At 70.8% G+C, this 20829-nt stretch carries 26 protein-coding genes and 1 tRNA gene; 15 read left to right on the top strand and 12 right to left on the bottom strand.

The genetic code is table 11. The features are described 5' to 3' along the window. Positions 1-38 precede the first annotated feature (38 nt). Complete coding sequence (locus tag Hrr1229_RS13530; RefSeq protein WP_123112411.1) at positions 39-419, bottom strand: cupin domain-containing protein; 381 nt, start codon at positions 417-419, stop codon at positions 39-41. A 184-nt stretch (positions 420-603) separates the two neighbouring features. On the opposite strand from Hrr1229_RS13530, the gene Hrr1229_RS13525 reads away from it, so the two are divergent. Beyond that, positions 604-837: a DUF2249 domain-containing protein gene (locus Hrr1229_RS13525; protein ID WP_123112412.1), complete on the top strand. Its 234-nt coding sequence runs from the start codon at positions 604-606 to the stop codon at positions 835-837. An 8-nt stretch (positions 838-845) separates the two neighbouring features. Here Hrr1229_RS13525 and Hrr1229_RS13520 read toward each other — a convergent pair whose 3' ends face one another. Next, positions 846-1196, bottom strand: coding sequence for a glutamyl-tRNA reductase (locus tag Hrr1229_RS13520; RefSeq protein ID WP_123112413.1), 351 nt, complete (start codon positions 1194-1196; stop codon positions 846-848). Between the two features lie 103 nt (positions 1197-1299). On the opposite strand from Hrr1229_RS13520, the gene Hrr1229_RS13515 reads away from it, so the two are divergent. Both Hrr1229_RS13515 and Hrr1229_RS13510 read left to right on the top strand, forming a co-directional pair. Beyond that, positions 1300-2670, top strand: coding sequence for a phosphoribosylamine--glycine ligase (locus tag Hrr1229_RS13515; RefSeq protein WP_123112414.1), 1371 nt, complete (start codon positions 1300-1302; stop codon positions 2668-2670). A gap of 82 nt (positions 2671-2752) precedes the next feature. After that, positions 2753-3322 carry a multiprotein-bridging factor 1 family protein gene (locus Hrr1229_RS13510; RefSeq protein WP_123112415.1) on the top strand — a complete coding sequence of 190 codons (570 nt, stop codon included), beginning with the start codon at positions 2753-2755 and terminating at the stop codon, positions 3320-3322. A 31-nt stretch (positions 3323-3353) separates the two neighbouring features. On the opposite strand, the gene Hrr1229_RS13505 is transcribed toward Hrr1229_RS13510, so the two are convergent. After that, the gene (locus Hrr1229_RS13505; RefSeq protein ID WP_123112416.1) at positions 3354-3758 is read right to left on the bottom strand and encodes a universal stress protein; all 405 of its coding nucleotides are present in this window, start codon (positions 3756-3758) and stop codon (positions 3354-3356) included. Between the two features lie 103 nt (positions 3759-3861). Between Hrr1229_RS13505 and Hrr1229_RS13500 the strand changes: the two genes are divergently transcribed. The 4 genes from Hrr1229_RS13500 (at position 3862) to Hrr1229_RS13485 (ending at position 7489) form a co-directional block, all read left to right on the top strand. Next, complete coding sequence (locus tag Hrr1229_RS13500) at positions 3862-5121, top strand: HD domain-containing protein (RefSeq protein WP_123112417.1); 1260 nt, start codon at positions 3862-3864, stop codon at positions 5119-5121. Between the two features lie 68 nt (positions 5122-5189). Then, entirely contained in the window at positions 5190-6254 is a 1065-nt protein-coding gene (locus Hrr1229_RS13495) for an amidohydrolase family protein (protein WP_123112418.1), read from the top strand. A gap of 27 nt (positions 6255-6281) precedes the next feature. Next, complete coding sequence (locus Hrr1229_RS13490) at positions 6282-6737, top strand: hypothetical protein (protein WP_123112419.1); 456 nt, start codon at positions 6282-6284, stop codon at positions 6735-6737. A 68-nt stretch (positions 6738-6805) separates the two neighbouring features. After that, positions 6806-7489, top strand: coding sequence for a thymidine kinase (locus Hrr1229_RS13485; protein ID WP_123112420.1), 684 nt, complete (start codon positions 6806-6808; stop codon positions 7487-7489). Positions 7490-7528: 39 nt separating this feature from the next. Here Hrr1229_RS13485 and Hrr1229_RS13480 read toward each other — a convergent pair whose 3' ends face one another. From Hrr1229_RS13480 to Hrr1229_RS13470, 3 genes are all read right to left on the bottom strand, one after another. Continuing rightward, positions 7529-7807, bottom strand: coding sequence for a hypothetical protein (locus Hrr1229_RS13480; RefSeq protein ID WP_123112421.1), 279 nt, complete (start codon positions 7805-7807; stop codon positions 7529-7531). 76 nt (positions 7808-7883) lie between these two features. After that, entirely contained in the window at positions 7884-8399 is a 516-nt protein-coding gene (locus tag Hrr1229_RS13475) for a hypothetical protein (RefSeq protein ID WP_123112422.1), read from the bottom strand. Beyond that, positions 8392-9015, bottom strand: a complete 624-nt coding sequence (locus Hrr1229_RS13470) for a class I SAM-dependent methyltransferase (RefSeq protein WP_123112423.1) — start codon at positions 9013-9015, stop codon at positions 8392-8394. The genes Hrr1229_RS13475 and Hrr1229_RS13470 overlap by 8 nt, the downstream gene beginning before the upstream one ends. A 60-nt stretch (positions 9016-9075) precedes the next feature. On the opposite strand from Hrr1229_RS13470, the gene Hrr1229_RS13465 reads away from it, so the two are divergent. Together Hrr1229_RS13465 and Hrr1229_RS13460 are read left to right on the top strand one after the other, a co-directional pair. Further along, the gene (locus Hrr1229_RS13465; RefSeq protein ID WP_123112424.1) at positions 9076-9594 is read left to right on the top strand and encodes a nicotinamide-nucleotide amidohydrolase family protein; all 519 of its coding nucleotides are present in this window, start codon (positions 9076-9078) and stop codon (positions 9592-9594) included. A gap of 96 nt (positions 9595-9690) precedes the next feature. After that, entirely contained in the window at positions 9691-10110 is a 420-nt protein-coding gene (locus Hrr1229_RS13460; RefSeq protein ID WP_123112425.1) for a universal stress protein, read from the top strand. A gap of 38 nt (positions 10111-10148) precedes the next feature. Here Hrr1229_RS13460 and Hrr1229_RS13455 read toward each other — a convergent pair whose 3' ends face one another. The 4 genes from Hrr1229_RS13455 to Hrr1229_RS13440 all read right to left on the bottom strand — a co-directional run bounded on the left by Hrr1229_RS13455 (position 10149) and on the right by Hrr1229_RS13440 (position 11952). Next, positions 10149-10355 (bottom strand): hypothetical protein, encoded by a 207-nt coding sequence (locus tag Hrr1229_RS13455; protein WP_123112426.1) that lies wholly within the window; start codon positions 10353-10355, stop codon positions 10149-10151. A 70-nt stretch (positions 10356-10425) separates the two neighbouring features. Continuing rightward, a tRNA-Thr gene (locus Hrr1229_RS13450) sits at positions 10426-10499 on the bottom strand. Positions 10500-10567: 68 nt separating this feature from the next. After that, entirely contained in the window at positions 10568-11113 is a 546-nt protein-coding gene (locus tag Hrr1229_RS13445) for a GNAT family N-acetyltransferase (RefSeq protein ID WP_123112427.1), read from the bottom strand. A gap of 203 nt (positions 11114-11316) precedes the next feature. Next, on the bottom strand, positions 11317-11952 hold the full coding sequence (locus tag Hrr1229_RS13440; RefSeq protein WP_123112428.1) for a CBS domain-containing protein: 636 nt from the start codon (positions 11950-11952) through the stop codon (positions 11317-11319). Between the two features lie 221 nt (positions 11953-12173). Here Hrr1229_RS13440 and udk point away from each other — a divergent pair, with 221 nt between their 5' ends. After that, positions 12174-12869, top strand: coding sequence for a uridine kinase (gene udk, locus Hrr1229_RS13435; protein ID WP_123112429.1), 696 nt, complete (start codon positions 12174-12176; stop codon positions 12867-12869). Positions 12870-13130: 261 nt separating this feature from the next. Here the strand turns inward: udk and Hrr1229_RS13430 are convergent, their stop codons facing one another. Beyond that, positions 13131-14534 carry a DEAD/DEAH box helicase family protein gene (locus Hrr1229_RS13430; RefSeq protein WP_123112430.1) on the bottom strand — a complete coding sequence of 468 codons (1404 nt, stop codon included), beginning with the start codon at positions 14532-14534 and terminating at the stop codon, positions 13131-13133. 49 nt (positions 14535-14583) lie between these two features. Here Hrr1229_RS13430 and Hrr1229_RS13425 point away from each other — a divergent pair, with 49 nt between their 5' ends. Both Hrr1229_RS13425 and Hrr1229_RS13420 read left to right on the top strand, forming a co-directional pair. Next, the gene (locus Hrr1229_RS13425) at positions 14584-15537 is read left to right on the top strand and encodes an alpha/beta hydrolase (protein WP_123112431.1); all 954 of its coding nucleotides are present in this window, start codon (positions 14584-14586) and stop codon (positions 15535-15537) included. Positions 15538-15597: 60 nt separating this feature from the next. Further along, positions 15598-15969, top strand: a complete 372-nt coding sequence (locus Hrr1229_RS13420; protein ID WP_123112432.1) for a hypothetical protein — start codon at positions 15598-15600, stop codon at positions 15967-15969. A 30-nt stretch (positions 15970-15999) separates the two neighbouring features. Here the strand turns inward: Hrr1229_RS13420 and Hrr1229_RS13415 are convergent, their stop codons facing one another. Further along, positions 16000-16449, bottom strand: coding sequence for a universal stress protein (locus tag Hrr1229_RS13415; protein ID WP_123112433.1), 450 nt, complete (start codon positions 16447-16449; stop codon positions 16000-16002). Positions 16450-16530: 81 nt separating this feature from the next. Between Hrr1229_RS13415 and Hrr1229_RS13410 the strand changes: the two genes are divergently transcribed. The 3 genes from Hrr1229_RS13410 to Hrr1229_RS13400 all read left to right on the top strand — a co-directional run bounded on the left by Hrr1229_RS13410 (position 16531) and on the right by Hrr1229_RS13400 (position 20782). Further along, a complete protein-coding gene (locus tag Hrr1229_RS13410) occupies positions 16531-18120 on the top strand; it encodes an amidohydrolase (protein WP_123112434.1) in 1590 nt (529 codons plus the stop codon). A gap of 109 nt (positions 18121-18229) precedes the next feature. After that, a complete protein-coding gene (locus tag Hrr1229_RS13405; protein ID WP_123112435.1) occupies positions 18230-18481 on the top strand; it encodes a hypothetical protein in 252 nt (83 codons plus the stop codon). 63 nt (positions 18482-18544) lie between these two features. After that, positions 18545-20782: a pentapeptide repeat-containing protein gene (locus tag Hrr1229_RS13400; RefSeq protein ID WP_123112436.1), complete on the top strand. Its 2238-nt coding sequence runs from the start codon at positions 18545-18547 to the stop codon at positions 20780-20782. Positions 20783-20829: the final 47 nt, after the last annotated feature.

Raw genomic sequence — 20829 nt, 5'->3', positions numbered from 1 at the left:
TGTTGGGACGTTCGACCGGTCGAGAGTACGCATCGTCGTCATTTATTAGTGGGATCGAACTCGTCGCGTCGGATCCCCTCCCGGACCGGGTCGTGTTCCGCGTCGGTCGGGGGCGGCGCGGTGACGAGCACGGCTTCGAGACGCGCGTCGTCGTCGGCCTTCACCCCGCGCTCGGTCCCGGCATCCGCAACGACGACGTCGCCGGGAGCGACGGCGTGCTCGGTGTCGCCCTCTCGGACCGTTCCCGTCCCGGACTGGACCGTGATCGTCACGTCGCTTTCGGGGGCGTGAACGGGGATGAACTGCCCCGGTTCGAAGTAGCCGCAGACGACCTTCGCCCGGTCGCTCCGGAAGACCTCGCTCGTCGAGAACCGCGCCTCGTCGTACGTCCGCTCCGCGTCGAGGCTCGTCGCCGGCACGTCACTCACCCCCGCGGAACGAGCCGCGTCGGCCGGGCGAGCGGCGGGGGCTGTTCGCGTCCTGTTCGGTCGGTGGCGTCGGTGAACCCGTCACGTTCGGATCCACGGGTCTCGGCGGGGTGTGACTGTGCCCGAACGTGTTCGTCTCAATACGGATGCGGGGGCGTCGCAAACGCTCGGGCGCATGCCACGACTAGACGTTCGCGACATTCCGCCGGTGAACAGACACGACCGGATTCACGAGGAGTTCGACGGGATGGATCCCGGCGAGACGCTTACCATCGTCAACGACCACGAACCGAAGCCGCTGTACTACGAGATGGCCGCGGAGGTGCCCGCGTTCGACGAGGAGGGGTACGAGGTCCGGCGGGACGCCCCCGACGAGTTCGTCGCCAAGTTCCCGAAAGTAGAGGCCTGAGGCGCCGGTCACTCGTCCGGTGAGACAGCCGCCTCACCGTCCGCGTCGAACAACCGAGCGAGGGACCGAACGGTCGCGTCGCCCGGACCCGACCGCTCCAGCGCCGCCTCGGGGCGCGCCGTTATCCGACGACGGAGGGCGGCCCCGAGGTGCCGGACCGTCTCCCGCTGTTCGTCGGTGAGGTCGCCGCGCGCCTCGAGCTTGGAGACCGCCTCCTCGACCTCGCGGCGCTGTATCCGCTCGGTTTGGCACCGGAGCTGCCGCCGGATCCTCTCCGGATCGACTCGCGCGCCGGTCGACGAGTCGGGGCGCGCATCGGTCGGCGGGTCGGGGCGCGCGTCGGTGCGTTCGAATGCCACACCGGTACCTCGACCCCGGCACCGGTGAGGGTTCCCTCGAACGTGTTCGGGGTCCCCGCGGCAGCGGGCACACACTCAAGTTCTCACCGGGAGAGACCGACGTATGGACTCCGCCCGCTTCCTGTTCGTCTCCGCCGACGCCGCGCTGATCACCGACCTCGCGTGGCAGGTCCACCGCGAAGGCCACGACGTGAAATACTATATCGAAGCCGAAGGCGATCGAGAGATTGGCAACGGTTTCGTCCCGAAGACGGATGACTGGCGCGCAGAAGTCGATTGGGCAGATGTTATCATTTTCGACGATATCTGGGTTGGTTCCGACATCGGCACGGGTGAACTCGCAGAGGAACTCCGTGAGGAGGGGAAAGCGGTCGTCGGCGGGACGCCGAACACCGATCACCTCGAAGAGGACCGCGGGTACGCGATGGAGGTCCTCGAAGAACACGGTGTGAACACCGTCGAACACCATATCTTCGACAGTTTCGACGCGGGGATACAACACGTCCAAGAGAACCCTGCCCCGTATGTGATCAAACCACTCGGCGAAGTCCAGAACGTCAAGCGCTTACTGTACGTTGGGAACGAGGATGACGGGAGCGACGTCGTCGACGTGTTGAAAGCGTACAAGAAAGCGTGGGGTCACCGGATGAAGGGCTTCCAGCTACAACGCAAAGTAGAGGGTGTTGAAGTCGCTATCTGCGGGTTCTTCAACGGGACCGAGTTCATTGACCAAGTCAATTTTAATTTTGAGCATAAGAAATTATTCCCGGGGAACATCGGCCCTTCAACCGGGGAGATGGGGACCTCGATGTTCTGGGCGGGCCAGAACAAACTGTTCAAAGAAACCTTCGGGAAAATCGAAGACTGGCTCGCCAACGAAGGCTACGTCGGCAGTATCGATATCAACTGTATCGTCAACGAGAACGGGATCTACCCGCTGGAATTCACGCCGCGGTTCGGCTACCCGACAATCGCGTTACAGGAAGAGTCGATCGAGTCGTCTACTGGGGAATTCTTCTACGACCTCGCGCACGGCAACGAGCCAGAGGTCGAGGTTCACAACGGGTACCAAATCGCCGTGCGCGTCGTCTTACCGCCGTTCCCGTTCGACGACGAGCAGACGTACGACGAGAACTCCCGGAACGCAGCCGTGGTGTTCGAAACGGAACGCTGCGACGGGAGTCACGCGAGCGGAGCGAGCGTGACGTCGTCGGGGGGTGCCCCCGACGGCATCCACATCGAGGACGCGAAGAAGGTCGACGGACAGTGGCGCGTCGCCGGCGACAGCGGAATGCCGATCGTCGTGACCGGCAAAGGGGAGACGATGCAGGCTGCTCGCGAGCAGGCGTACGGTCGGATCGATGAGATCGTCATGCCGAACATGTACTACCGCGACGACATCGGCGAGCGGTGGATCAACGGCGACGGCGACCGACTGCAGGCCTGGGGGTACCTCGGACCAGGCGGGGAGTGAAGTTGGGGCTATGCGGCCCACGGCTCACACTGACGTCCGGCCCTCCACGACTTTTTAACCGTCCGGGTCCACCACTCGCGGTATGGCGAAGTACTCGACGGGCGGTGGCGGCGGCGGCGACGACGGCGACGCCTGTGAGCTCTGCGGGCGAGAGACCTCGAAGCTTCAGCGGGCCACGGTCGCCGGCGCGAAGCTGCTGGTGTGCCCGGACTGCCGCCCGCACGACGACGCGGGCAACGCGCCGGAGAGCCGGGGCGGCCCGGGAGACGGAGGCAGCCGCGGCGGGAGCTCCGGCGGGAGCCCCGGCGGCGCCAGCGCCGAATCGAGCGGCCCGGAGAGCCGGAAGAAGGAGCTCGCGCGGAAGCAGGCGAAGATGTACGACTCCGCGACCGGCGACTCCAAGCACTGGGAGGAGGGCGGCACGAGCTACGAGTCCGACCGGCTCCCGTACCTCGTCTCCGGCTACGGCGACGACGTGGCGGCGGCCCGCCGGGATGCCGGCCTCACCGTCGAGGAGCTCGCCGAGGAGCTCGACGTCGACGAGGACGACGTGTTTGCGGTGGAGGACGGCCGGGCCGCGACAGCCGGCGTCGGCGGCTCCGTCGTCCGCGCTTTGGAGGAGCGGCTCGGCGTCGAGATCGTGGACGAGTGAGCTACCCCCCGTCGAGTTCAGTCGCGCCGCGTTACTCTTTCGGCGGCGCCGGCACCGCGAGCACCGGACGGTCGCTCCCGAGGATGACGTCCTGGGTCACGCTGCCGAAGACGGCCTTCCCCGACGGCCGGCGCTTGCGGCCGGAGACGCAGATCGCGTTCGGGTCGACATCGGCGGCGGCCGCGAGCAGCTCGTCGGCCGGGTCGCCGCTCGCCTCGTAGTGGACGCAGGTGACCCCCGCCTCTTCGAGCGTCTCCCGGGCGCGGCGCACGGCCGACAGCTGGTGGACCGAGGCGCCCTCGGGGTTGTCTCGGAACACGTGACACAGGGTCGCCTTCGTCTCGTCGGCCGCGTGCGGGAGGTCGGCGACCGCCTCCGCCTGCGCGACCGCGCGTCGATCCGCTCCGTTGTCGATCCCGATGAGCACCTCGTACATACCCCAACGTTCGCAGACGACTCTTATAAACGGTGGCAGGGGTTCCCGTCCGCCGCCACTGACCCTCCCACGCCTTTTACTCGATGCCGACGAACGCTCTCGCATGATCACGGTCAAAGACACCGTCCACGACCACATCGAGATCGACGGTGTCGCCGCCGAGCTGATCGACACGCCCGCCGTCCAGCGCCTCCGCCACGTGAAACAGCTCGGCACGGTCCAACTCGTCTACCCCTCCGCGAACCACACTCGCTTCGAACACAGCCTCGGCGTCTACCACCTCGCCAGCCGCGCGCTCGATCACCTCGGAATCGCCGGAAAGCGGGCCGAGCGGATCGAGGCGGCGGCGATGCTCCACGACGTGGGGCACGGCCCGTTCAGCCACAACCTGGAGTCGCTCACCCACCGCCGAACGGGGAAATACCACGACGACGTCGAGGAACTGCTCGCGACCGGCGCGGTCGGCGAAGTGCTCCGCGACCGCGACCTCGACCCGGACCGGATCGCCCGGATCGTCGCCGGCGAGGGCCCCTACGCCGGGCTCGTCTCGGGCGAGCTCGACGTCGACCGGATGGACTACCTCGTGCGCGACGCCTATCACACCGGCGTCCCCTACGGCACCATCGACACCGAGCGGTTCGTCCGCGAGCTGACGTTCGTCGATCGGGGCGGTGACGCGGACGACGGGTCGGACCGGGACGGCCCGGAGCTGGTCCTCGACGAGGGGAACGTCCAGACCGCGGAGAGCCTCCTGCTGGCTCGCGCGCTGATGAACCCGGTCGTCTACACCCACCACGTCGCGCGCATCTCGAAGGCGATGCTCCGGCGGGCCGCGAGCGAGCTCCTCGACGCGACCGAGACGACGGCCCCCGAACTCCGGCGCATGGACGACCACGACTTCCTCGCCGCGATCCGCGACTGCCGGGCGACCGCAGAGCTCTCCCGGCGCTACGACGAGCGCGACCTCTACAAGCTGGCGGTGTGGGCCGAGCACGACGACGTGCCCGAGCGCGTCCACGAGGCGGACCACGCGACCGAGGTCGCCTTGGAGCGCGAGATCGCCGAGGTGGCCGGCGTCGCTCGCGAACACGTGATCCTCGACGTGCCGCCGGAGCCGTCGATGCGCGAGTCGACGGCGCGCGTGACGGTCAACGGAGAGATCCGGCGGCTCGAACGGCAGTCGCCGCTCGTCTCCGCGCTCCGGACCGCGCAGCGCAACCAGTGGCGCCTCGGCGTGTACGCCCCGAAGCCGGCCACCGACCGCGTCGGTCGCGCGGCCGCGGACGTGCTCGGGCTCGACCCGGACGGGCTCGTGACCGAAGTGCGCGGGGCGATGCCGACGACGCTCGACGAGTTCGAGTAAGCGGCGACCCAGACTCGCCGCCGATCCGTTCCCGTGGCGTTTTAACCTCGGGCTGGCGACCGTGAGGTATGCATCTGGAGGGGACGATACTCCTCGGCGAGGCGTTCGACCCCGTCGAGGGGCGGGTGGTCGTCGACGACGGGGAGATCGTCCGGATCGAGGAGGCGTCGGTCGAGAGCGACGACGTGGTCCTCCCCGCGTTCGTCAACGCGCACACCCACATCGGCGACTCCATCGCGAAGGAGGCCGGCGAGGGGCTCTCGCTCGACGAGCTGGTCGCCCCGCCGGACGGGCTCAAACACCGGCTCCTCCGCTCGGCGAGCCACGAGGAACTGGTGGCGGCCATGGCGCGGACGCTCCGGTACATGGAGTCGACCGGCACCGGCACCTTCCTCGAGTTCCGCGAGGGCGGCGTCGACGGCGTCGCCGCGCTGCGTGACGCGGTCGCCGGCGCCGGCGTCGAGTACGGGGAACGGGCGATCGACCCGGTCGTGCTCGGACGCGACGACCCCGACGTGCTCTCGGTCGCCGACGGCTACGGCGCCTCCGGCGCCCGCGACGCCGACTTCGACGCGGTGCGGCGGGAGACCCGCGAAGCGGGGAAGCTGTTCGGGATCCACGCCGGGGAGCGCGACGCCGACGACGTCAACCCCGCGATGGACCTCGATCCGGACTTCCTCGTCCACATGGTCCACGCCGAGCCGCTCCACCTCGAACGGCTCGACGACCGCGGCACGCCGGTCGTCGTCTGCCCGCGGTCGAACCTCGTGACGAACGTCGGCGTCCCGCCGATCCGCGAGCTCGCCGAGCGGACGACCGTCGCGCTCGGCACCGACAACGTGATGCTCGACTCGCCGTCGATGTTCCGCGAGATGGAGTTCGCCGCGAAGCTGGCGGACCTCCCCGCCCGCGACGTGCTCCGGATGGCGACCGTCAACGGCGCCGAGATCGCGGGGCTGAACCGCGGGGTCGTCGAGCCGGGCGCCGACGCCGACCTGCTCGTCCTCGACGGCGACTCCGACAACCTCGCCGGCGCGCGCGACATCGTCCGAGCGGTCGTCCGACGGGCGGGCGCTGCCGACGTCTCGCGGGTCGTCATCGGCGGCGACGAGGTCGCGTCGTCGGGAGACTGAAGCCGATCGCGGCCGTACTGTTTTTCGATGGCCACGTTCTCGCTTTTGACGGGCCTCGCGCTCGGACCGGTCGTCGGACTGCTCGCGACGCTCGCGATGGACCGCGTGATGCCCCGGCTCCCGGAAGGGACGACAGCCCCCAAGGTCGCCGCGAGCGTGCTCACCGACACGCCGGTCGACGCCGCCCCGGAGCGGCTGGCGACGTGGGTCCACTACGTCGCCGGCGGCGGCTCCGGGCTCCTCTTCGTCGGGCTCGTCGCCGCGGTCCAGATCGCCCTCGGCGTCGGCGGGGGCGTCGCGCTCGTCGTCGCCTCGCCGGTCATGCTCGCGCTGATGGTCGGCTTCTTCGCGCTCGTCCCGCTCCCCCGGGCGAAGGGGCTCCCCCGCCAGCGGCTCTCGACGATCCGGCGCGACTGGGCGCTCTCGGCCGCGACGTACGTCGTCGTCGCCGCGGTCCTCGTCGCCGTCGCGGGCGGCGTCTAACATTCGTACCGGTCCTCGGACGGACCCGGAGAGAAACGGTTTAGTCGCTGGCACCTGCCGGATCGCTCATGCACGCCATCACTCGATCCGGCTGGATCGAGGTCATCTCCGGGTCGATGTTTTCGGGGAAAACCGAGGAGCTGTTGCGCCGCCTCCGGCGGTCCGAGATCGCCGGGCAGTCCGTCGCGGTGTACAAGCCGGCCGTCGACGACCGCTACGGCGAGACGACGATCGGGAGCCACACGGGCCGCCAGTGGAACGCGACCGTCGTCGACAACGAGGGTGACGGGCCTCTGGACATCCTCGACGACGAGCCGTTCCCGGAGGTCGTCGCGATCGACGAGGCGAACTTCTTCTCGGACGCGCTCGTCGAGGCCTGTAACGCGCTCGCCGACGCCGGGACCCGCGTGATCGTCTCGGGCACCGACCAGACATTCCGGGGCGAGCCGTTCGACCCGCTCCCGCAGCTCATGGCGACCGCCGAGTACGTCGACAAGCTCCAGGCGATCTGCTCGCAGTGCGGCGAGCCCGCCTCGCGGAACCAGCGGCTCATCGAGGGCGAGCCAGCGCACGCGGAGGATCCAACGATCCTCGTCGGCGCGGAGGAGTCGTACGAGGCCCGGTGTCGCGACTGCCACGTCCTGCGGACCGGCGAGCGCCCGGACGGGGACCGGTCGTACCTGACGGACGAGGCGATGGAGGAGGAGCCGACCGACACCGCCGAGGAGCCGGTGGACGCGAGCGACGACTGAGGAGATTTTAAAAGGGAACGAGCGCCGCGGTCCGCCGAGCTACTCGCCGGTTCGACTGTCGGTTCCCGTCGCGCCGTCGTCGAGGGCGGTGTCGGGCTCAGGGTCGGACTCGGCCGTCGCGAGGCGGAACAGCCCGACCAGCGAGACGAGCGTGAGGACCGCCCCCTCGGCTCGCGCGGCGACATACGCCCACTCTCGGGGCTCCGCGTCGCCCGCGTCCCGGTACACGACGCGGGTCCACGCCCGCACGACCGGGCGCGGTGCGAGCGTCTGAACGAGCCCCACGAGACCGACGACCAACAGCAGCGCTGCTCTCATACCGACCGCTTCGCCGGGCGCATTTAAAAGCGATGCGCCGCGGACGCCGGCGTCGATGCGGGCGTTCCGACGCCCGTCACGCCGGTTCGGCGGCCGCGAGGAACCGGCGACAGGTCGTGGCGGCCCACTCCCTGACCGGCGGCGCGTCCGACCAGCACACCGCCGCGAGCCCCCGCTCGTCGAACAGCCCGACGACGGCGCGCTCGCCGACGAGGAGCACGCCGACCGGCGAGTCGCCCTCGTGGCGGTACGCCTCGACGCCGTGCGCGTCGAGCGCCGACCGGACCGCGGCGCCCGCGGGACCGTCGAGCCGGTCGCCCGCACTGCCGGTGAACACCAGCCGCGTTTCCCCCTCGATATCGCCGCCGACGCGGCGGGCGAGCGACGGGTCGGCGCGCGGCACCACGCCGACGACGGAGCCGGTACCGTCGACGGAGCCGCCCTCGCCGAGGAGCGCGGCGAGTCGCGCCGCGGGCCCGGGGTCGTCGCCGCGCTCGACGACGGTGATCGCGGTCCCCGGTTCTCCGACGTCGAGGTCGACGGCCGCGTCCACGAGCGCGCGGAGCGCGGGTCCGGGGGAGACGTCACTCACCGCCGGGGTCCTCCGGCGGCCGCGGGGGATACGACTGCCGCCCGCCGGTCGACCGCCGGGCGAGCAGCCGGGCCGTCGCGCGGCGCCGGTCGTCCGGGCGCTCCTCGGTCGTCTCGTCGTAGTACAGCACCGTCAGGCCGAGCCCCGCCCGCAGGAGCTCGTTGGCCGCGAACCGGTACCGGTCGTCGCTCGGGCCCGACGGCGTCGCCGACGCGGACCGGAGGTGGCCCTCGACGAACAGGTAGCCGCCGGGAACGAGCGCCTCGGCGAGGTCCGCGAAGCGGTCGAGCGTGTGGAAGAAGCTCATCGTGATCAGCTCGTACGCCTCGCTCGGAAAGCCGTAGGTCGCGACGTCGCCGCGGATCGGTTCGATCCGCTCTTCTATCCCCTCCTCCGTGGCGCGCTCGCCGATGATCCGCAGCCCCTCGCGGGAGGCGTCGAGGGCGTCGACCGCGTAACCGGCCTCGGCCAGAAACACCGCGTTCCGTCCGGTGCCCGCGGCGACGTCGAGTGCGCGCCCGTCGGGGATCGACGGCTCGTACGAGCGCAACACGGGCGACGGCTCCGGCTCTCGCGGGTAGTCGCCGGCCGCGAACCGCTCGTCCCAGTCGGTCATGCCCGACGCTTGCGACCGGCCGAGCGTAAACCCCACGGGCGTGGGGGCCGCAGTGCGACCATGGACGAGACGGAGTCGACCGCGGCGGTCCTCGGAGACCTGCTGACCGACAGGGACGAGTCGCTCGCGGTCGCGGAGTCGCTGACCGGCGGCTTGGTCGGGTCGCGCGTGACGGACGTGCCCGGCGCGAGCGCCTACTTCGATCGGGGGTTCGTCACCTACGCGTACGACGCGAAGCGCGAGCTGCTCGGCGTCTCCCGCGAGTCGCTCGACGCCGAGGGAGCGGTGAGCGCGGCGGTCGCGGAGGAGATGGCGGCCGGAGCTCGCGATCACGCGAACACGACGTGGGGGGTCGCCACCACCGGCGTCGCCGGGCCGGGCGGCGGCACGGCCGAGAAGCCCGTCGGCCTCGTCTACGTCGGCGTCGCGTACGCCGCCCCGTGGGGGACCGAGGCGTCCTTCGTCCGGAGCGAACGCGTCGTCCTCGACGGGGACCGCGACGCCGTGAAACGCGGCGCAGTCGACGCCGCGCTCGACGCGCTCGTTCGAGCGATCCGCGAGGTCGACGCCGGGGAGTAGAGAGCGGGTCGACGCCGGAGCGTAGAGTTCGGTCAGACACGGACCGAGCCGTGCGAACGCGCGAGCGTTTATCCCTGCCGCCCGTGTACACTCCCCATGGTAGAGCGCGTACTGGTGGCCATGGACGACTCAGAGCTCTCCGAGCGAGCGCTCCGGTACGCGCTCGACGTGCATCAGGACGCCGACGTGACGGTGTTACACGTCGTCGGGGAGCCCTCCGGAATGATGGGAGCGGCGACGGGGATCGCGCTCGCCGACGACAGCGAGGAGCGGGTCCGAGAGCTCTCCGAGGACGTGTTCGAACGGGCCGGAGAGATCGCCACGGAGGTCGGGGTCGAGGTCGCGGTGGAGTCGGAGGTCGGGTCGCCGGCGAGCCGGATCGTCGAGCGCGCCGACGACTTCGACGCGGTCGTGATCGGGACGCACAGCGGGTCGCTCGCCGACCGGCTCCTCGTCGGGAACACGGCGAAGTCGGTGTTCCAGAACGCGCCGGTCCCCGTGACGGTCGTTCGCTGACGCGGGAGCGACGGCCCGGCCCCCCTCCGCCCGCGCCGTCAGCCGTCGATGTACGCGTGCCCGACGACCGCGACGATCAGCGCAGCGACGACGATCCACGCGAACGGCTCGACGGCGAGCAGGCGGAGCGGCCGGACCACGGACTCCTCGAGGCCGAACAACACGCCGGCGGCGAAGACGATCGCGAGGACGAGGGCGGCGACGACGCCGGCGACGCCCAGCAGCGCGGTGTCGGTCCGGTCCATACGGCGGATCGGTGCGGGGTATATATAAACGGATCCCGGGGAATCCGCTGGGGTCCAGCGGGGAGTGCGAAGCCAGGGCAGGGATTTGAACCCCGGAAGTCTCGATTACAAGTCGAGTGCATGAACCACCCATGCTCCCCTGGCGCAGGCTGGCGTACTCGGGCCTCGTATGAGTGCGTGTCGCTTTCGGCGAGCCTGACGCCCGCCCGCGATCAGTCGGTTCCGTTCGCGGTCTCGTTCTCGGCGGAGTCGTCGTCCTCGTCGACGCTCCCGCCCGTCAACGCCGACAGCGACTTCGTCAGCTCGACGCGGTGGAGGTCATACCCCCGGTCCGTATAAAACGTCCGGGCGCGGTCGTTGTCGGCGAGCGCCTCCAGCGCGACCGCTTCGGCGCCCGACGCCGCGAGGGCCCGCTCGGCGGCGTCCAGCAGGTCGGCGCCGATCCCTTCGCCGCGTCGCTCGGGGACGACGAACAGGTTGCTCACGGTCCCGCGAACGCGCTCGCGCTCGTACCCCTCGCGGTCGAGCGAGAACCCGACGAATCCGATGGCCCTGTCGTCGCCGTCGCGGGCGACGAGCAGCTCCCCGGTGACGACCGAGCGCGCGACCCACTCGCGGACCGCCGCTCGGTTCGACTCGGCGAGCAGCGTCGAGCCGTGGCGCCGCTGGTCCTCCGCCAGCGCGACCCACAGGTCGGTGACGTCGTCCACGTCGTCGACCGTCGCCGGCGCGACCGTCGACCCCTCGGCGTCGGGCATTCGGTTTCCGATTCGGCGCGGCGTGGCATGAGGCTACCGGCGAGCGCGACCGGGAGCGCGGTGAGAAGATCAACGAGAGCCGCGACGTGAGCCGCGACGTGAGCCACGACGTGAGCCACGACGTGAGCCACGACGTGAGCCACGACGTGAGCCACGACGAGAGCCGCGACGATGGCCGTGAGAGGTCCGTAACCGGGTGCGACTCACACCTCGCGGCACTCCGGGCAGACCGCTTGGCCGTTCGCGGTCACCAGGTCGGGGACGAGCGCCCCGCAGCTCTCGCAGACGCCCTGTGTCGCCGACTCGGACACGTCAGTCGTGGCGGCCTCGCTCGCCGGGTCGACGCCGCCGTCGGAGCCGAGCATCGCCTCGTCCCCGTGCCGCGTTCCGCGGACCGACTCGCCGCCGACGACGTCCTCGCGGGCGCCGTCGCCCGTCCGCGGCGCCCCCGCGGCGAGCGCGTCGCCGGCGGTGACGACGCCGACGGCCTCGCCGGACTCGACCGCCACGACGCGGTCGGCCCCCTCGGAGACGAGCCGCTCCTCGACGGCCGCGAGCGAGTCGTTCGGCGCCACCGTCGGGAGGGGCGGCCCCATCACCGATCCGACCGTGGGGCCGTCGCCGTCGGCGTCTCCGGGGGTCCAGCCGTCGGCGCCGAGCAGTGCGTCCAGCGCGCTCCGGCAGTCGAGCCGCCCGACGGGTTCGCCGCCCCGGACGACGACGAGGCAGTCGGTGCCCTCGTCCACGAGCAGGCCGGCCGCGTCGGCCAGCCGGTCCGACTCGCTCACGCCGAGGAACTCGCGATGCATCACGTCGCGAACCGTGGTGTCTGTTCGCATGAAACGTGGATCCGCAGCGATCGGCTAAAAGCTGCCCCCGGTATCGTTATACCGACTCCGTACGTAGAGGCCTGATCGGTGCCGAAAGGCCGGTTTCGCGGAGGCCGCGAGCTCGCGCTCGCGCCGTCAGCGAGCGCCACCTTGCGCCGTCAGCGAGCGTCCTCTCACGACGACGCGGGTCGAAGAGGAGGGTTGAAACCCTCCGGCGTTCGAGCGGGACCATGACCATTCCCTCGTTCGTGATCGGGATCGCGGGAGGGACCGGCGCGGGCAAGACGACGGTCTCTCGACTCGTCACGCGCGATCTCGACGACAGCGTCACCCGGATCCCGCTGGACAACTACTACGAGGACCTCTCCCACTTGGACTTCGAGGAGCGCCAGTCGGTCAACTACGACCACCCGTCGGCGTTCGAGTGGGACCTCCTCCGCGAGCACCTCGAGGCGCTGCTCGAGGGACAGACCGTCCAGATGCCGCAGTACGACTTCGAGATCCACAACCGAAAAGAGGAGCGCGTCGAGGTCGAGCCCACCGACGTCATCGTGCTCGAGGGGATCCTCGCGCTGTACGACGAGGAGGTAAACGACATGATGGACCTCCGGCTGTTCGTCGAGACCGACGCCGACGTCCGCATCCTGCGCCGAATCCGCCGGGACGTGATCGAGCGCGGCCGCGACCTGGAGGGCGTCATCGACCAGTACCTCTCGACGGTGAAGCCGATGCACGAGCAGTTCATCGAGCCGTCGAAGAAACACGCCGACGTGATCATCCCGGAAGGCGCCAACAGCGTCGCCGTGAACCTCCTCGAGGAGAAGCTCCGCGCCGAGGTCGAGGGCGACGCCGTCCGGAGCTGGGAGCGCGGGAGCTTAGAGGAGGAGCTCGGCGAGGAACGCTCGCTCGACATCGACGACGACTGAACGAATTCGACGTTGATCTCGGGTGAGGGATGAACGCCGGCTAATTCTCAGCCGCTCGTTTATAGATAGATAATGCTGAATCGACGGTGACCATCTCCAAAGCCCCCGGCGCTCGGCTATACGTCGTCGCTGACTCTGCGACGAACACCTCCAAAGCCCCAGCCGCGAGGCGGCCTCGGAGGCACGCGCCACCGCACCAATTTATAAGTAATCGCTGCGGTTGCTCGCGTTATTTAAATATTGAATCTCGACCGATTCCGCTTATCGCCGTCGGCTCGACACCCGCTCCTCGGCCGTCTCGGCGCTGACGACCTCGTAGAGTATCGCCCGGCCGTCGTCCTCCTTGGGCCTGAGCACCCGGCCGAGCCGCTGAGTGAACTCCCGCTCGCTGCCGGAGCCGGAGAGGACGACCGCGACGTTCGCGTCCGGCACGTCGACCCCCTCGTCGAGGACGTTCGCGGCGACCACCCGGCCGTAGGTTCCCTCCCGGAAGCGCTCTAAGATCTCGCGGCGTTCCTTCGCACCCGTCTCGGCGGTGATCGCCGGCAGGAGGAACCGCTCCGAGAGCCGGTAGACGAGGTCGGTGTGGGCGGTAAACACGATCACCCGGTCGTCTCGGTGGCGGTCGAGGATGGACTCGAGGCGGTCGACCTTCCGATCCGCGTTCATCATGATCTCGCGGGCCTCCTGCTTCGCTAAGAGGGCCTCGCGGGCGGCCGGGTCGTTGCCGGAGCGCTTCACGAGTTCTTGATAGTCGCTCCCGCTGGAGAACGTGATCCCGGCCTCCCGGACGTACTCGACGAAGGTGCCCTGTTTCTCGTCGTACCGCTCCCGCTCCTCGGGCGTCAGCTCGACTTCGATCCGGCGGATGTCGTACGGCGCGAGGTGGTCGCCGGCGAGGTCGTCGACGTCGAGCGCGTAGGCGCGGTCGCCGATGAGCTCCGCGACCGTCTCGTGGGCGCCGTCGGGGCGCTCGAACGTCGCCGTCAGGCCGAGCCGCGCGGGCGCCGCGAGCAGCCGCGCGACGTCCCGGTACCCCTCGCCGCCGAGGTGGTGGACCTCGTCGAAGACGACGAACTCGAAGGCGTCGCCGACGCCGTCGGCCTTGAGGTACGCCGAGTCGTACGTCGACACCGTGATCGCCTCCCGGCGCTGCTCGCCGCCGCCGAACCGGCCGATCGGGACGTCGAACTCCCGCTCTAACTCCCGCTGCCACTGGTCGAGTAAGTCGACCGTGGGGACGACGACGAGCGTCGGGACGCCGAGCTCGACCATCGCGCGGATCGCGATCACGGTCTTGCCGGCCCCGGTGGGGAGCTCGAGCACGCCGCGGTCGCCGGCGTCGCGCCACGCGTCGAGCGCCTCGCGCTGGTACTCCCGGAGGTCGTAGTCGGTCGCGAGCGCGTCCGGGAGCCCCGCCTCGCTCGCGGCGCGGTCGCTCGCGTCCAACACGTGGTCCTCGACGCTCGCGCCGGCGACCTCCAGCGCCCGTCGGATCGCGGCGTAGCGGTAGGCGGGCGCCCGTCCGGTCCCCGAGCGCGGGTCGGTCTCGACGCCCGGGAGCGGCGGGAGCGACGCGAGGGGGCTACCCTCCTCGGTCGAGCCGTCCCCGCCGCCGGCGTCGACCCGGATGGTCCCGTCCTCGTAAGTCAGCCGGACGTTCATCGCCGGACGTTGCCGCCCGATTTATAAATGGGCTCCGCCTCTCGCCGACATGCGCGCGGACGAACTCGACCCCGAACTCGCCCCCGTCGTCGACGAGATCGAGGCGCTCGGACTCCCCGAGTGGCACGCGCTCTCGGTCGACGCCGCGAGACGCGTCGAGGACGAGGTGTTCTCCGGCGACCCGGAACCCGCGGTCGCCGACGTCCGGGACCTCGCGTTCGACGGTCCCCACGGCGAGGTGCCGATGCGGGTGTACCGCCCGGAGGAAGCCCTCAATCGGTCGACTCCGCCCACCCGCACCCTCGTCCACTTCCACGGCGGCGGCTGGACGCTCGGCACCCTCGACTCGATCGACGGCCCCTGTCGCGAACTGGCGACCCGCGCCGACGCCGTGGTCGTCTCCGTCGACTACCGGCTCGCGCCCGAACACCCGTTCCCCGTCGCGGTCGACGAGGCGGCCGCGGCCGTCGAGTGGACCGCTGACAACGCGACCGCCTTCGGCGGCGACCCGGACCGGCTGGGCGTCTCCGGCACCAGCGCCGGGGCGACGCTCGCGCTCGCGGCGTGTCTGTACGGCCGAGACGTGGGGGGCGACCCCGCCGACGTCGCCGGCCAGTTCCTCCTCTACCCGATCGCGGGCGACGACTTCGAGACCGACTCGTACCGCGAGAACGCCGACGGCCCGCTGCTCACCCGCGCCGACATGCGGTGGTTCTTCGAGCAGTACCTCCGGAGCCCGGTGGACGCGCGCAACCCGTTCGCGGTGCCGCTCCGCGCGGACGACCTCGGCGACCTCCCGCCCGCCACGGTGGTCACCGGCGGCTTCGACCCACTCCGGGACGACGGCGTCGCGCTCGCGGAGCGGTTCGAGGCGGAGGGGACGCCGGTCGAGCACCGCCACTACCCGGCGATGGCTCACGGGTTCTGTAGCCTCGCCGACCGCGTCGACGTCGCGGAGGCGGCGCTGTCGGCGGTCGCGGGCGACGTTCGCGAGCGATTGTAGCGGGGCCGGTCTCGCGGATCGGGGCGACGCCCCCAAGTGGCTCGCCGAGAGAGGTGAGCCATGACGCTCATCGGCTCCGCCGTCACCTTCGTCGTCGGACTCCTCGTCGGCGGCCTGGCGATCTTCGTCGGCGCCGCGGTCGTCACCGGCACGCGCGACTACGGCCACGCCGTCTTCACGGCGCTGTTCGGCGCGATCGTCTGGGGGCTCGCCGCCTTCTTCCTCTCGTGGATCCCGCTGATCGGCGAGTTCATGCCGCTGATCGCGTGGGTGTGGCTGATCCGGCGGCGCTACGGCGTCTCGTGGGTCCACGCGGGGATCATCGGCTTCGTCGCGTGGGCCTCGGCCGTGCTCGTGCTCGCGGTGCTCTCCTCCGTCGGCGTCACCGACGTCGTGGGGGTTCCCCTCGTCCGCTCGCTGGCCGCGGTCTAATGCGGCCACCCCCGCGGTCGACGCCCGCGCTTACTCCGAAACCGTCGTCTTCACGATGCTGACCGGCGCGGTCGACCGACGCGAGACGCGTTCCGTGACGGAGCCCAGCATCCGCCGGTAGTCGCCGGACCGCGTCTTCGATCCCATCACCGTCAGGTCGATGTCCTCCTCGTCGACGTAGCGGAGGATCTGCTCGTGGGGGACGCCGTACACCAGGTCGGTGACGACGTCGACGCCCGCGTCGGTGGCATGGGACGCCACCGCCTCGAGCGCCTCGCGGCCGCGCTCCTCTAACGTCTCCTCGGCGCCCTCCGCGCCGTCGACGAACTCGTCGCCGGAGTACGCGTTGATCACGTCGCTGTCGACGACGTACAGCACGTGGAGGGTCGCGTCGTATCGGTCCGCGGCGTCGACGGCGTGGTCGATCGCGCGGTCCACGCCTTCGCTGCCGTCCGTGGGGAGCAGTATCCGGTCGTACATACGCGGCGATTCGCGCGCTCGGCGAATAAATCGGTCGCCGTTTCCCGAACGGTTAACACGCTGTAACGCGCCGGACCCTCCATGACAGCGGCCGCGGATCGACTGTTCGTGAACGGGGAGGTCCACACCCTCGCGGCGCCCGACGAGACGCGCGAGGCGATTGCGGTCCGGGACGGGGCGATCGTCCGGCTCGGGCCCACCCGCGACGTCGAGTTCCTGGAAGGGGTCGACACCGACGTCGTCGACCTCGGCGGGCGCGTCCTCCTCCCGGGCTTCGTCGACGCCCACACCCACCTGACGACGGTCGGGCGATACCTCGTCCACGCCGACCTCTCGACCGCCGACTCCCCGGCCGAGGCGGTCGACCTGCTCAAAGAACGAGCGGCGGAGGTGGAGGAGGCCGACGAGGCGGGTACCGACTCCGGTCCGGCCGCCGACCCCGTCCTCGGCTACGGCTACGACGAGTCGACGTGGGACGAGGACCGCTACCTGACGCGGGGGGACCTCGACCGCGTCTCGACCGAGCGACCCGTGGCCGCCTTCCGTGAGGACATGCACGTCGCCGCGGTCAACGGGGTCGCCCTCGATCGGTTCGCGGACGCGCTCGCCGCGGCGCCCGACGAGACGGTGCCGACCGACGGGGACAGCGAACCGACCGGCGTCCTCCTCGAGAGCGCGATCGACCCGATCTACGAGGCGTTCGAATCCGGACCGGCCGAGACGAAGGAGATCGTCGAGGCCGCGCTGGCCGACTGCGCCGCGAAGGGGATCACCGGGTTCCACGACATGGTGCGGAACTCTCACGCGCCGCGGGCGTACCGCGAGCTGGACGCGGCCGGCGAGCTGACCGCGCGCGTCCGGATCAACTACTGGAGCGACCACCTGGACGCGCTCCGCGAGGTCGGCCTCGGGACGAACGACGGGAGCGACACCGTCGAGACCGGCGCGATCAAGTCGTACACGGACGGGAGCTTCGGGGGACGGACGGCGAAGCTCTCCGAGCCGTACGCGGACGCCCCCGACGAGACCGGTCAGTGGGTCGTCGACCCCGACGAACTGGCGGAAACGGTCGCCGCGGCGACCGAGGCCGGCTACCAGTTCACCGCACACGCCATCGGCGACGAAGCGGTCGACGCCGTGCTCGACGCCTACGAAGACGCCTCCCATACGGATCCCGGCGAGGCCCGTCATCGGATCGAGCACGTCGAGCTCGCCGACGACGCCGCGATCGACCGGCTCGCCGAGTCGGGCGTCGTCGCCAGCGTCCAGCCGAACTTCCTCAAGTGGGCCGGCGAGAACGGGCTCTACGAGTCCCGGCTCGGGCCGGACCGCACCGCCGCGACGAACCGCTACCGCGATATGCTCGACGCGGGCGTTCGCCTGGCGTTCGGCTCCGACGGGATGCCGATGGACCCCCTGCTCGGCGTCCACCACGCGGTCAACGCCCCCGCGGAGGCGCAGCGGCTGACGGTGACCGAGGCGCTGCGAGCGTACACCCGCGGCGCGGCGTACGCGGGCTTCGACGAGCACCGGCTGGGCACGGTCGCCGTCGGAAAGCGCGCGGACCTCGTCGCCCTCGACGCGTCACCGTGGGAGCGGGCCGACGAGATCCGCGACGTCGACGTCGCGATGACGGTCGTCGACGGCGAGGTCGTGTACGACGACCGGTGAGCCGGCCACGCCGTCTCGGGGAGAGACGGCGACGGACCCCCCGTCGGAAAACTCCGCAAGCACTGCCAGAAAACAGTAGTTATTAATCATGTAGTTCCTACGACCGACCATGGCAGAGATAGCCATCGAATACGCGGCCGGCAGTCGCCTCCAGCCGGAGGCGGAGACGGCCCGACGCCTGATCGACTCGTACCTCGGCGACCGGTCCGACGTCGACGGGGTAACCCTCTCGCCCTCCACCGACTCCGTGTTCTGCGTCAGCGTGGAGGGCGACCGCATCTGGTGTACGGACCCGCGCGAGTGGATCGACGCGATGGAGGCCGTCACCGCGGCCCGGCGGCGGCTCTCCGAGCTGTCGTAGGCGGTCGGTGAGACGGTCCCCGGTTACGAATTTTTTATTTGACCGTTCGTCGTTGCCACCGCCATGACCGAGACCGAGGACCGGTGCGGGTACGTTCACGAGGACGCCGACGCGGCACCGGCCGGCTGGGAGTGTCCTCACCCGGCCGACGGCGACGAGCGGTGCGTGTTCCACCGACCAGCGGGCGACGGAGGCGCGGACCGCGTCGCCGCGGCGTTCGAGGCGGCGGTCGCGGCCGGCGAGTCGGACCCGCGTCGCCGCCGCTTCTACGGCGCCACGATCGAGCGACTCGCGCTCCCGCCGGGGACGCTGCTCGCGGGCGACCGCTCCCACGCCGTCGACCTCGCGGACGCGACGGTCGGCGAGATCGCGGTCGACGGCGCGACCGTCGGCAGCGACCTCCGCCTCGACGGCGCGACGGTCGCCGGCGACTTCGACGCGAAGGGACTGACCTGTTTCGGCGATCTCCGCTGTCAGGGCCTCAGTGCGGCGAGCGTCGACCTCAGGAAGGCGACGGTCGACGGCGCCGCGGACTTCGCGTTCGCGACGGTCGACGGCTCGTTCAGCGTCACCCGCGCGGAACTCGGTCGGCTGGCCCTCAGCGACGCCGAGGTCGGCGGCACAGTGAACGCGAACCTCGTCCGCGTCGACGAGCGGACGGAAGTGAACAGCGCGGCGGTCGAGGGCTCCGTCCTTGCGGCCGACGCGACCTTCGACGGTGAGGTCCGCGCGATGGGCACGTCGGTCGGCGGCGCACTCGCGTTCACTGACAGCGCCTTCGGCGACGGGTTCAACGGGAACGACGCGAGCGCCGACCACGGGATGCGCGTCGGCGGCCCGACGGTGTTCAAGGGGGTCGCGGTCGACGGCGCGACCGACTTCCGGTACGCGACGTTCGAGGGGCCGGTCCAGTTCCACCCGGAACAGCACAGCACCGAGACGCGGTTCGACGGCGCGGTCGACTTCGAGCAGGCGACGTTCGAGGCCGGGTTCGACCTCCGAGAGGTCGTGTTCGACGGCCGACTGTACCTCGCGGACGCGACGGTGTCGGGTACGGGGCGGCTCGACGGCGCCGAACTGGACCGCGGAGCGACCCTCGACCGGACGGAGACGAGCGCGGCCGTCTCCGCGGCCTCGGCGCGGATCGGCGGCCAGCTCTCGATGGCGGACTGCGAGTTCGGCGGCGCGGTCGCGTTCGACGGGGCGGTCGTCGCCGGCGAAATCGACTGTAACGGCGGGACGCGCGACGGGGCCACCCGGTTCGGGTCGGGACTGTCGCTCGCCGACGCGGAGTGCCGGTCCGGCGTCGACCTCCGGTGGGTCGAGTCCGAGGAGCGGATCTCATTCCACGACCCGGAGACGGCCGGCCGGACCACGTTCGGCGACACGGTCGATGCGACCGGCGCGCGCCTCGACGACGGCCTCGACGCGAGGGCGGCCCGGTTCGACCACCTCGCCGGATTCGAGGCTGTCCGCGCCGGCGGCGACGTCCGCCTCGACGGGTGCGAGATCGGTCGGCTCCGGAGCGACGTCTCTCCGGCTGACGACGGAGACCGGCCGACCGTGACGGCACACGGGGCGTCCGTGAGCGAGGGCCGGATCGCCCACCCCGGCGACGGGACGGTCACGTACGACTTCGCGGACGCCCGGATCGGAAGGGTTCGGATCGAGGCCGGCGACGGACCGATCGCGCCCCTCGCCGCGGTCAGGTTCCTCGGGACCTCGTTCGACGGCTTCCGGTTCGGTCCCCACCACGGGGCGCTCGAAGCGATCAGCTGGCGGCTCCACGACACGGAGACGGACGCCGACCTCCCGGAGCCGGATCCCGGCCCCCGACGCCTGGAGACCACGTATCAGCAGGCGAAGACCGGAGCCAACGGCGTCGGGGACGCGACCGCGGCGGCGGAGTTCTTCAGGCGCGAGATGCGCCACCGCCGCGCCGGTCACGCCGCGGATGTCAGGTCGGAGCGCGGGGCCGACCGCGCGGTCGCCGCGTACGACTGGCTCGCGAACGCCGTCCTCGACGCGACGGCGGGATACGGCGAGCGGCCGAGCTGGACCATGCTGTCGTCGGTCGTCGTCGTCCTCGCCTTCGCCGGCGGGTACGCCGCGCTTGGCGTCCCGGCCGACTCCGCGGGCGAACTGCTGCTGTTCAGCTTCCAGAGCTTCATCACCTTCGTGATCGGGCCGGCGCCCGCCGAGTCGTTCTCCGTCCGTCTGCTCAGCTCGGCGCAGGGGTTCCTCGGGGCGTTCCTCGTGGCGCTTTTCGTCTTCGCGTTGACCCGTTCGGTCGACCGGTAAGCGCTCGCGGCGGGCGGGCGAACACGGCGCGTCGCTCCCGGCTGCGG

Origin of the sequence: Halorubrum sp. CBA1229 (assembly GCF_003721435.2) — an archaeon.
In the GTDB taxonomy this organism is placed as follows: domain Archaea; phylum Halobacteriota; class Halobacteria; order Halobacteriales; family Haloferacaceae; genus Halorubrum.
Note: the sequence above shows the minus strand (reverse complement) of the source record. Positions and strands in the feature narration are given on the sequence as shown.

Bases quoted from the DNA above. Each gene is read 5' to 3' on its own strand.
- Hrr1229_RS13415 (WP_123112433.1), bottom strand. From the start codon at position 16,449: ATGTACGACCGGATACTGCTCCCCACGGACGGCAGCGAAGGCGTGGAC.
- Hrr1229_RS13470 (WP_123112423.1), bottom strand. From the start codon at position 9,015: ATGACCGACTGGGACGAGCGGTTCGCGGCCGGCGACTACCCGCGAGAG.
- Hrr1229_RS13410 (WP_123112434.1), top strand. From the start codon at position 16,531: ATGACAGCGGCCGCGGATCGACTGTTCGTGAACGGGGAGGTCCACACC.
- Hrr1229_RS13455 (WP_123112426.1), bottom strand. From the start codon at position 10,355: ATGGACCGGACCGACACCGCGCTGCTGGGCGTCGCCGGCGTCGTCGCC.
- Hrr1229_RS13405 (WP_123112435.1), top strand. From the start codon at position 18,230: ATGGCAGAGATAGCCATCGAATACGCGGCCGGCAGTCGCCTCCAGCCG.
- Hrr1229_RS13400 (WP_123112436.1), top strand. From the start codon at position 18,545: ATGACCGAGACCGAGGACCGGTGCGGGTACGTTCACGAGGACGCCGAC.
- Hrr1229_RS13500 (WP_123112417.1), top strand. From the start codon at position 3,862: ATGATCACGGTCAAAGACACCGTCCACGACCACATCGAGATCGACGGT.
- Hrr1229_RS13480 (WP_123112421.1), bottom strand. From the start codon at position 7,807: ATGAGAGCAGCGCTGCTGTTGGTCGTCGGTCTCGTGGGGCTCGTTCAG.
- Hrr1229_RS13440 (WP_123112428.1), bottom strand. From the start codon at position 11,952: ATGCGAACAGACACCACGGTTCGCGACGTGATGCATCGCGAGTTCCTC.
- Hrr1229_RS13515 (WP_123112414.1), top strand. From the start codon at position 1,300: ATGGACTCCGCCCGCTTCCTGTTCGTCTCCGCCGACGCCGCGCTGATC.
- Hrr1229_RS13495 (WP_123112418.1), top strand. From the start codon at position 5,190: ATGCATCTGGAGGGGACGATACTCCTCGGCGAGGCGTTCGACCCCGTC.
- Hrr1229_RS13445 (WP_123112427.1), bottom strand. From the start codon at position 11,113: ATGCCCGACGCCGAGGGGTCGACGGTCGCGCCGGCGACGGTCGACGAC.
- Hrr1229_RS13490 (WP_123112419.1), top strand. From the start codon at position 6,282: ATGGCCACGTTCTCGCTTTTGACGGGCCTCGCGCTCGGACCGGTCGTC.
- Hrr1229_RS13525 (WP_123112412.1), top strand. From the start codon at position 604: ATGCCACGACTAGACGTTCGCGACATTCCGCCGGTGAACAGACACGAC.
- Hrr1229_RS13460 (WP_123112425.1), top strand. From the start codon at position 9,691: ATGGTAGAGCGCGTACTGGTGGCCATGGACGACTCAGAGCTCTCCGAG.
- Hrr1229_RS13465 (WP_123112424.1), top strand. From the start codon at position 9,076: ATGGACGAGACGGAGTCGACCGCGGCGGTCCTCGGAGACCTGCTGACC.
- Hrr1229_RS13505 (WP_123112416.1), bottom strand. From the start codon at position 3,758: ATGTACGAGGTGCTCATCGGGATCGACAACGGAGCGGATCGACGCGCG.
- Hrr1229_RS13425 (WP_123112431.1), top strand. From the start codon at position 14,584: ATGCGCGCGGACGAACTCGACCCCGAACTCGCCCCCGTCGTCGACGAG.
- Hrr1229_RS13510 (WP_123112415.1), top strand. From the start codon at position 2,753: ATGGCGAAGTACTCGACGGGCGGTGGCGGCGGCGGCGACGACGGCGAC.
- udk (WP_123112429.1), top strand. From the start codon at position 12,174: ATGACCATTCCCTCGTTCGTGATCGGGATCGCGGGAGGGACCGGCGCG.
- Hrr1229_RS13430 (WP_123112430.1), bottom strand. From the start codon at position 14,534: ATGAACGTCCGGCTGACTTACGAGGACGGGACCATCCGGGTCGACGCC.
- Hrr1229_RS13485 (WP_123112420.1), top strand. From the start codon at position 6,806: ATGCACGCCATCACTCGATCCGGCTGGATCGAGGTCATCTCCGGGTCG.
- Hrr1229_RS13420 (WP_123112432.1), top strand. From the start codon at position 15,598: ATGACGCTCATCGGCTCCGCCGTCACCTTCGTCGTCGGACTCCTCGTC.